This is a genomic window from Kitasatospora sp. MY 5-36 (assembly GCF_001182915.1).
GTDB lineage: Bacteria > Actinomycetota > Actinomycetes > Streptomycetales > Streptomycetaceae > Kitasatospora.
The window spans coordinates 1-9139 of record NZ_LFVW01000473.1 but is presented as its reverse complement, the minus strand read 5'-3'; the positions used below and the strand labels follow the sequence as shown (position 1 = coordinate 9139).

Genomic DNA, 9139 nt, shown 5'->3' with positions numbered 1-9139 from the left:
CACCGCGCTCGCCCTGGACGGGCAGGCCGCCCCGCCGGGCGTCCACCACGCCTCGCACCCCGACCCGGTCCGCGGCGGCGACCTGCTCACGGCCCTGGCCGCCCTCGGCCTGCTGCCCGCCCCGGACGGCCCGGACACCCCCTGGGAGGAGTGCCGCCGACTGCTGGCCGCCGCGCCCGGCCGGGTCTCCGAGCGGCAGTTCGGCCTGATCGCCCGCGACCACTGGTACCGCAGCGACCGGATCTGGCACCTCGCCGCCTGCCCGCCCGGCCCCGGCCCCCTGGCCCGCCTCCCCGAGGCCGCCCCCTGGTACCGCCAGGCGCTCGGCCGGCCCTGAGGGGCCGCCGGGAGGCGGGCGTCGCGGCCGGGGTTCTCCCGCTCCCGGTTCAGGAGGCCGCGTCGGCGAGCAGCGCGGTGGTCAGCTCGTGGAGGCGCCGCGCCGCCTCGGGGTCGAAGGCGGGGCCGGTGAGCTCCAGCGGCTCGCCCGTCATGGAGGCGGAGATGATCTCGGCGGGCGGCGCGTCGAGCGCCGCCAGGACCGGCACGATCCCCTCCTCCACCGGCCTGGCGTTCCGCCGCGCGGCCTCGATCTGCTCGGCCATGACCGGGTCGTACTCGCCGGAGAAGCCGGTGCGGACGCTGCCCGGGTTCAGCAGCACGTACCGCACCGGACCGGCCGGCCGCCGCTGGGCGAACCCGACGCCGAGCAGGTCGTTGAGGCGGCTGCCCTGCATCAGGGCGTCGATGCCGCTGTAGTCGCCCTCACGGCCCAGGTCGTTCCAGCGGATCTCGCCGAAGTCGATGCCCGGGCCGCAGACGTTGACCACGACGGGCGCCGGTGCGGCGGCCAGCAGGTCGGCCAGTTCGTGGCTGAGGACGAAGCGGCTGAGGTAGTACAGCGCGAAGGTGTGCTCGAAGCCCTCGGTCGTGACCAGGCGCGACGAGCGGAAGTGCTGGGCGCACAGGACCAGTCCGTCGATCCCGGCGAACCGGTCCCGGATCTCACCGACGGCCCTGCGGGTCTCGCTGACCAGGCTGAGGTCGGCGGCGATGAAGTGTGCGCGGTTCCCGGCGCCGATCCGCTCGGCCTCCGCGAGCACCTCGGCGCCCTTCTCGGCGTTGCGGCCGAGGACGACGACCTCGTCGCCGCGCCCCAGGTACGTCAGGGCAACGGCCTTGCCGATGCCGTCCGTACCACCCGAGACAACAATCGTTTTCACGCTGGGACCTCCACGGAACGGTGAACACGGGAGAACTCGCGGCGGGGAACGCCGGTGCGGCGGGAACCGACCTGTGGGAAGGCGTGCGGATACGCGCGCCGCCAAGTCATCGATTGATGACTCGGTCGAAGCTAATCGCGCCGGGATACCATGTCAACAGCTGATGACTTGATGCCGCAGCACCTGTCGACACACCGGGAGAATGCCGTGACCGCACCGTCGAGCGGCCGGCCGCCGCGCCACAAGCGCGACCGGGAGGCCACCAGAGCCGCCCTGCTGGCGGCCGCCCGGGTCCACTTCGGCCGCGAGGGCTACGCCGGGGCGAACGTCCGCGGCATCGCCCAGGACGTGGGCGTGGACGCCTCGTTGGTGTTCCGGTACTTCGGTTCGAAGCGGAAGCTGTTCGAGGAGGCGTCGGCCGAGGACGCGCAGGAGGCCGGGGCCGTGCTGGCCGGCCCGCCCGGCCAACTCCCTTACAGGCTGCTGGAGATGATCCTCCGCGAGGAACGGCCGGAGTCGGTGGGCGACCACCCGTTCATCGCCATGCTGCGGTCGGCCGGCGACGAGACGATCCGCGGTCAGCTGCACGACCAGGTGTGCGACACCTACATCGCGGGCCTGCGCGCCCTGGTCGACGGGCCGGACGCGGATCTGCGGGCGGAGCTGTTCAGCGCCTGGCTGCTGGGCATCAGCGTGGTGCGGACCGTGGTGCGCAGCGAGGTGCTCGCCGCCGCGACCCTGCCCGAGGTGGCACCGTACTTCGACCAGGTGGCCGCCGCCCTGCTCGGCGGGGGCGGCTCCGCCGATGACCGACGAGGCGGGCCCGATCGTTGAGGGGCCGCCGGTGCCGGGGTGTTCCCGTTGCGGCGGCCGGCGGCCCCCATCGGGCGTGGGACCGTCAGGCCGTGGCCTGCCCGGCGCCGGGGCGCTGGTTCTTCGCGTCGACGACGGCCCGGGTGACGATGGTCGTGCGCTCCACGACGGTGCCGGGCTTGATGCCGTACTCCTCCCGGACCTGCACGCCACGGCTGCCGAGGTACTGGTGGCTCTCCCGATCGAAGATCCACTCCGATCGCTCGCCGGTCTGGGGGTCGAGCCGCGCCAACGCGATCCCGTCGCGGCCGGAGACGTCCTGCGCGTGCTCGACCACCACCACGCCCGGGATCTTGCCGGCGGCCTCGTAGAGCGCGGCGGCGAGGGCGGAGGGGACGAGCTGCTCGCGGATGATGGAGCCGATCTCGTTGAACGCCTGCTGGTCGTGGTCCCGGTCGCCGCTCACCGTCGAGTAGACGGACTTCAGCAGCGCGTCGGGGTCGGCGGGCTGGGCCGCGAGCCACTGGTAGGTCAGCTGCTCGCGGGGCTCCTTGGTGTCCAGCGTGATGCCGCCCTTCGACTGGTAGCCCGGCTCGTCCAACCAGCCCTTGGTGCCGTCGGGGGACTTCCACACCTCGCGGTCGTGCAGCGGCTGGACCCAGGTGGCGGACTCCCCGGTGTCCGCGTTGTGACGGGTGGCCATGAAGGAGACCTGGCTCTTGACGTAGACGAACTGGCCCGGTCCGGGCTGGGGCGTGGTGCGCGCCGTCGCGGCGGCGGCGATCGCGTGGACCGTCGAGGCGAGCTGGACGGTGCTCCCCTCCTCGATCCGCACGACGGGTGCCTTGACCAGCCGTGGGGAGCCGACGGTGTCGGCCGGGGTGTTCAGGGAGACGACCACGGCGAGGGCCGCGGCCGCGGCGACCGGCGCCGCGAAGAGGACGGTGCGGCGCAGCGGGCGCCGTACCGGGGCGGCCGCGGGGGCGGCCTGGTCGGGCCGGTGGATCTCGCTCATCAGGTGCTCCTCGAGCAGGTCCTGGCGGTCGGCCGCCAGGCGGGGATCGGCCGGCGCCGGCAGTAGACGGGCCAGTTCCGCGTGGTCGAGCGGTTCGGTGTGCCGCCGCGAGTTGCGGATCATCGGTGCGTCTCCTTGTGCGGCCGGGCCGCGGTGTTGCGGCTGCCCTGTACTTGTCCGGGGATCGGGAGCGGTTCCGTGTTCTGCTGCGCGGCGCGCAGTTCCTCGGCCGCGAGTCTGCGCAGTCGGGTGCGGGCGCGGGAGAGGCGCGAGCGTACGGTGCCGACGGGTATGCCGAGGGTGGCCGCCGCTTCCGCGTAGCCGAGCCCGGACCAGACGCAGAGCGCGAAGACCTCGCGTTCCGAGCGCCGCAGGCGCCCCAAGGCCTTGTGGGCGGCGGCGAGTTGCTCGGAGTCGGCGATGCGGCCGACGAGTTCGTCGGCGAAGTCGGGGACCGGGTCGGTCGCGGGCATGCGGGCCAGGGCCGCGCTGTGGCGGCGGGCGGCGCGCGTCGTGTTGCGCAGCACGTTGACGGCGATGCCCATGAGCCAGGGGCGTGGGCTGTCGCCCTCGTCGCGGAGTTTCCCGCGCAGGCGCCAGGCCTCGAGGAAGGTCAGCGAGACCACGTCCTCGGCGAGTGCCCAGTTCCCGGTCACGCGCACGGCGTGGCGGTACACCAGGGAGGCGTGGTCCCGGAAGAGGTCGCGGAACGCTTCGGGGTTCCCGGCCCGGAGCCGGGAGTGTGGATGGTTCACGTCATGCCTTGTCCGGGCGGGAGGGCCGGTTCCCGTGACCCGGGTCACCATCCGCGGCGTCAGTTCCTGGGGACCAGGGTGTTCTCGTTGCGGCGGCCGGCGGCGTGGTCGTCGATGTTGCGGGCGGTGGCGTCGATGATCTGGCCGACGGCGGTGCGGGTGAAGTAGGCCTGGTGGCTGGTGACGAGGACCTGGGGGAAGGTGACGAGGCGGGCGAGGGTGTCGTCGGTGATGCCCTCGATGGAGCGGTCGGTGAAGAAGACGCCGGTCTCCTCCTCGTAGACGTCGAGGCCGACGCCGGAGAGGCGGCCGGCGCGCAGGGTCTCGACGAGGGCGGCGCTGTCGACGAGGCCGCCGCGGCTGGAGTTGATGAGGATGGCGTCGTCCTTCATGCGGGCGAGGGCGGCGCCGTCGATGAGGTGGTGGGTGGCCGGGAGGAGGGGGACGTGGAGGCTCACCAGGTCGGCGCGGGAGAGGAGTTCGGGCAGTTCGGTGTAGTGCATGCCGAGGTCGAGGCAGGCCGGGTTCCGTGCGATGTCCCAGCCGAGGAGTTCGGTGCCGAAGCCGGCGGCGATGCGGGCGAAGCACTCGCCGATCTTGCCGGTGCCGATGACGCCGACGGTCATGCCGTGGATGTCGCGGCCGAGGAGCCCGTCGAGGCGGAAGTCGAACTCGCGGGAGCGGCTCGCGGCGCGGGTGAGGCGGCGGTTGACGGCCAGCGCGAGGGTCCAGGCGTGTTCGGCCACGGAGTACGGGCTGTAGTGGGAGACCCGGGCGACGGTGAGGCCGAGTTCGGCGGCCGCGTCGAGGTCGATGTTGTTGAAGCCGGTGGAGCGCTGGGCGATCAGCTCGGTGCCGCCGGCGGCGAGGACGGCGAGGGTCTCGGCGTCCAGGACGGCGTTGACGCTGCTGCTGACGGCCGGGTAGCCGGCGGCCAGCGGGGCGGTGTCGCGGTTGAGGAACACGTCGAGGCAGCGCAGCCCGTGGCGGCCGGCGAAGGCCTGCTCCAGCAGCGGCCGCTCGTCGGCCTGCACTCCGTAGGCGAGGATCTCCATGCCGGACACGCTAGCGGCGGGGACCGCCGGACGCCCGCCGGGTGCGGCAAGCGCCCCTGGAACGTACGGAGGCCCCCGGGCCGCGCGGGGCGGGCCGGGGGCCTCCGGGGAGGGCAGGGGGCGGTCAGAGGACCGTCTCGGCCTCCAGGTAGCGGTCCTGCGGCACGGTCTTCAGCTCGGCGACCGCCTCGGCCAGCGGCACCAGGTTGATGTTGGTGCCCTGCAGCGCGGTGATGTGCCCGAAGGCGCCCTTGTGGACGGCCTCGACGGCGTGCCAGCCGAAGCGGGTGGCGAGCACCCGGTCGTAGGCGGTCGGGGTGCCGCCGCGCTGGGTGTGGCCGAGGATCACCGGGCGGGCCTCCTTGCCGAGGCGGTGCTCCAGCTCGCGGGAGAGCTGGGTGGCGATGCCGGTGAACCGCTCGTGGCCGTAGATGTCCTTGGTGCCCTCCTCCCAGTGCATGGTGCCGGGCTCGGGCTTGGCGCCCTCGGCGCAGACCACGATGGCGAACTTCTTCTGGCGGTCGAAGCGCTCGCGGACGACCTCGGTGAGCTTGTCGATGTGGAACGGGCGCTCCGGGACGACGATGGCGTGCGCGCCGGCGGCCATGCCCGCGTTCAGCGCGATCCAGCCGGTGTGCCGGCCCATGACCTCGACGACCATGACGCGCTGGTGGGACTCGGCGGTGGTCTTCAGCCGGTCCAGCGCCTCGGTGGCGACCGAGACGGCGGTGTCGAAGCCGAAGGTCACGTCGGTGGCGGCGATGTCGTTGTCGATGGTCTTGGGCACGCCGACGATCGGCAGGCCCGCGTCGCTCATCAGCTTGGCGGCCTTCAGGGTGCCCTCGCCGCCGATCGGGATGACCGCGTCCAGGCCGAGGTCGGCACAGTACTTCTTGGCCCGTTCGACGCCGTCCCGCAGGTGGCTCGGCTGGACCCGGGAGGAACCGAGGATGGTGCCGCCCTGGGCCAGGATGCCGCTCACCGAGTCCAGGGTCAGGGGGCGGTGGTGGCCCTCAAGGAAACCGCGCCACCCGTCCTCGAACCCGATGATCTCGTCGCCGTGGTCGCCCACCCCCCGGTGGACCACGGAGCGGATCACCGCGTTCAGGCCGGGGCAGTCACCGCCGCTGGTCAGCACTCCGATACGCATTAGCTTTGCAACTCCCGAGCAGAACCGAGGAACGGCCGGACTACAGGCTGGGACGACGAGCCGTCACCGTAACGGGGCGCTCCCTCGCCGTGGTGGCGGGGAGGTGGCCGCGGGGTGAAGGACCGGCCGATCCGGACAGAACGCCCGAAAACGGCCGCGAAGTCGAGCATACGGCCCCTGGTCCGGCCGGGCAGGAGCCGACGCGGGAGCGGCGCCGTCGGCGCCCCCGCGCGGAATTGCAGCCTGCTGCCGAGGAGGGTGTGCAGTAGGCAGCCCCATTGTGGTACGTCCGGGGCCGCCCGCGGACCGGGTGACCGCATGGCGGGCACCCGGCCGGGGCGTACGGATGTACTACTGGGGACGCGTCGCGGCCGCGATGCGCTCGGCGCGCAGCGCGTCGTACCAGGTGGTGTCGGCCGGCGGCAGCGCGGCGACGTCCAGCGCCAGCTTGAGCAGCATGTCGGCCACGGCGGGGTTGCGGGCCAGCACCGGGCCGTGCAGGTAGGTGCCGAACACGGTGTCCCGCCAGGCGCCCTCGGTGCCGTCACCGGTGCCGTTGCCCCGGCCGACGCTGACGGTGGCGAAGGGCTGCACGCCCTGGCCGAGATGGGTGACGCCCTGGTGGTTCTCGAAGCCGGTCAGCTGCGGCAGGCCGAGCCGGGGGTCGATGTCGGCGAGCACGTCGCCGACGCAGCGGGCGCCCTCGCCGCGGGTGGTCCAGACGTCGAGCAGGCCCAGGCCCGGCTCGCGCTCGCCGAGGTCGTTGATGAACTCGTGGCCCATGATCTGGAAACCGGCGCAGACACCGAAGATGATCGCGCCGTTCTCGGCGGCCCGCACCAGGCCGCTGTCGGCGCGCAGCCGCTCGGCGGCCAGGCGCTGCGGGCGGTCCTCGCCGCCGCCGATCAGGTAGATGTCGCCGCTGGTGGGGATCGCCTGGTCGGAGCGGACGTCGATCCGGGTCACGTTGAGGTGGCGCTGGCGGGCCCGGCGCTCCACGACCAGGGCGTTGCCCCGGTCGCCGTAGGTGCTGAGCAGGTCCGGGTAGACCCAGACCACGCGCAGGCTGCTCTCACTCATCCTCGAAGGCCTTCCGTCACGTAAAGACTGGTGTGCGGGCGCGGCATCAGCCGGCCACGACCTTCCGCAGCTGCTGGAAGGCGGTGTAGTTGGCGATGGCCTCGATCCGGCCGGGCGGGGCCATCCGGACGGCCTGCTCCAGCGTGTCGACCACGTGGAACTGGAGTCCGGCGACCTCCAGGCGGACGGCCAGGTCCAGCTTGCGCTGGCCCATCACGAAGACCGGGTGCCCGGCGAGGCGCTCGTAGTCGACGTCCCACAGCCAGGAGGTGTCGGTGCCGTCGGCGTCGAGGGCGTTGACGGAGAGGATCACCGGGGCGGGCGGGCCGTCGATCAGCGAGAAGGTCTCCAGCCAGCCGGCCGGGTTCTTGGCCAGCAGCAGGCGGATGTCCCGGCCCTGGTACTGGACCACGTCGTAGCGGCCGGCCACGGCGGCCACCGAGCGCATCCGCTCCAGGGCGACCTGCGGGGCGACGCCGAACACGGCGGCGACGGCGGCCGAGCTGGTGGCGTTGGCCAGGTTGGCCCGGCCCGGCAGCTGGAGCTGGATCGGCCAGGCGCCGCGCTGCGGGTCGATCACGTGGGTGCCCTGGAGCGCCCAGTGCGGGTTGGGCCGGCGGAAGCCGCAGTCCTGGCAGAACCAGTCGTCGCCGGGGCGCTGCATCACACCGCCGCAGGCGGGGCAGGACCAGGCGTCCTCCTTCCAGGCCTGTCCGGCGGCCACCCAGACCACCTTCTTGCAGGAGGAGGCGGCCCAGGTCACCAGCGGGTCGTCGGCGTTGGCGATGACCACGGCCTCGGTGTTCTGGAGGCCCTCGCGCCACTTCTCGGCCATCATCCGGGTCTCGGCGGCGCGGTCGAGCTGGTCGCGGGAGAGGTTGAGCAGGGCGATCGCCTTGGGGCGGGTGTCGCGGGCGACCATCGCCAGGTACTTCTCGTCGACCTCGATCACGCCGAAGCGGGCGTCGTTGCCGCCGGCCAGGGCGGAGGTGATGCCGGCGGGCATGTTGGCGCCCAGGGCGTTGGAGACCACCGGACCGGCGGCGCGCAGCGCCTCGGCGATCAGGCGGGTGGTGGTGGTCTTGCCGTTGGTCGCGCTGACCAGGACGACGTCGAGGTTCTCGGCGAGGGTGGCGAGCAGGTCGGGGTCGAGCTTGAGGGCGACCTTGCCGCCGATCACCGAGCCGCTCCCGCGCCCGGCCTTGCGCGACACGGCGGCGGCGACCCGGCCGGCGGTGACCGCGATCTTGGCGCGGGCCGGCAGCGAGGCGTCGCGTGCGCCTGTGGGCTCCGATTCGGTGCCTGCCATGCTCAGTGGTTCCTCCTTGCTGCGGCACCACCCGTGGCCGAATAACGGGCCGTCGGGCGGCGGGGACGGGGGTCAGCCTACCGACTCCGTCGCCCGACCGGACGATCCGGACCCCGTGCCGCCTGCTGCGACGCGCTCGCGGGTGCTGCTGACGGCCTGTCGGGGAGAGCGGTGTACGGAGCAGCCCCAAGGGTTCGGCTCCGAACCCCTACTGCTTTGACGACGCTCGACGACCACCGTCGGGTTCCCGACCTGGCCGGGTAAGGATCTGGTGAAGAAATGATCAGCGTCCCGGATGGTGGGCGCAGCCGGCCGGATCCCCGGCGGCCAGCATGGCGGTGATCACCAGGGTGCCGTCCTCGGCCCGGAAGTCCAGCGGCGCGTCCAGCCGTCGCATCGCGGCGATCAGCCCGGTGTTGCCGCCCTGGGTCACCGCGTACACCGTGCGGACGCCGGCCGCCCGGGCCGTCGCCGACAGCCGCCGCAGCAGCGCCGCGCCCAGCCCGTGCCGCTGCCAGTCGTCCTCGACCAGGACGGCCAGCTCGGCCTCGCCGTCGTCCCACATCAGGTGCCCGAGCGCGAGGATCCGCCCGTCCGGAGCGGCCACCGCGTAGCTGCGGCCGTGCCGCGGGTCCAGCAGGTGGTCCAGGTAGCGGCCGGCGTCGCGGACCGGGCCGTGGTAGCGCAGCCGCAGCGCGGCGGGGGAGCAGCGCCCGTGCATCGCCAGCGCCGCCGCCCGGTC

At 73.3% G+C, this 9139-nt stretch carries 9 protein-coding genes and 1 pseudogene; 2 read left to right on the top strand and 8 right to left on the bottom strand.

Going from position 1 to position 9139, the window contains the following annotated elements; translation table 11 throughout:
- Nucleotides 1-337, top strand: a pseudogene (locus tag AE652_RS27475) (NAD(P)-dependent oxidoreductase); the annotation flags it as partial.
- A 49-nt stretch (nt 338-386) separates the two neighbouring features.
- Here AE652_RS27475 and AE652_RS27470 read toward each other — a convergent pair.
- Entirely contained in the window at nt 387-1220 is an 834-nt protein-coding gene (locus AE652_RS27470) for an SDR family NAD(P)-dependent oxidoreductase (RefSeq protein WP_049656218.1), read from the bottom strand.
- 207 nt (nt 1221-1427) lie between these two features.
- Here AE652_RS27470 and AE652_RS27465 point away from each other — a divergent pair, with 207 nt between their 5' ends.
- Nucleotides 1428-2054, top strand: coding sequence for a TetR family transcriptional regulator (locus AE652_RS27465; RefSeq protein WP_049656217.1), 627 nt, complete (start codon nt 1428-1430; stop codon nt 2052-2054).
- A 64-nt stretch (nt 2055-2118) separates the two neighbouring features.
- Here the strand turns inward: AE652_RS27465 and AE652_RS27460 are convergent, their stop codons facing one another.
- From AE652_RS27460 to AE652_RS27430, 7 genes are all read right to left on the bottom strand, one after another.
- Complete coding sequence (locus AE652_RS27460; protein ID WP_049656215.1) at nt 2119-3171, bottom strand: CU044_5270 family protein; 1053 nt, start codon at nt 3169-3171, stop codon at nt 2119-2121.
- Nucleotides 3168-3803, bottom strand: coding sequence for an RNA polymerase sigma factor (locus tag AE652_RS27455; protein WP_049656213.1), 636 nt, complete (start codon nt 3801-3803; stop codon nt 3168-3170). Before AE652_RS27455 ends, AE652_RS27460 begins: the two co-directional genes overlap by 4 nt.
- A 59-nt stretch (nt 3804-3862) precedes the next feature.
- Nucleotides 3863-4858, bottom strand: a complete 996-nt coding sequence (locus AE652_RS27450) for a 2-hydroxyacid dehydrogenase (protein ID WP_049656211.1) — start codon at nt 4856-4858, stop codon at nt 3863-3865.
- A gap of 124 nt (nt 4859-4982) precedes the next feature.
- The gene (locus AE652_RS27445) at nt 4983-6008 is read right to left on the bottom strand and encodes a 6-phosphofructokinase (RefSeq protein ID WP_049656210.1); all 1026 of its coding nucleotides are present in this window, start codon (nt 6006-6008) and stop codon (nt 4983-4985) included.
- A gap of 351 nt (nt 6009-6359) precedes the next feature.
- Complete coding sequence (locus AE652_RS27440; RefSeq protein ID WP_049656209.1) at nt 6360-7088, bottom strand: type 1 glutamine amidotransferase; 729 nt, start codon at nt 7086-7088, stop codon at nt 6360-6362.
- A 46-nt stretch (nt 7089-7134) separates the two neighbouring features.
- On the bottom strand, nt 7135-8397 hold the full coding sequence (locus tag AE652_RS27435) for a MurT ligase domain-containing protein (protein WP_049656207.1): 1263 nt from the start codon (nt 8395-8397) through the stop codon (nt 7135-7137).
- 283 nt (nt 8398-8680) lie between these two features.
- Nucleotides 8681-9139 (bottom strand): GNAT family N-acetyltransferase (locus tag AE652_RS27430; protein ID WP_049656205.1); only part of this gene is annotated, 459 nt, incomplete at its 5' end.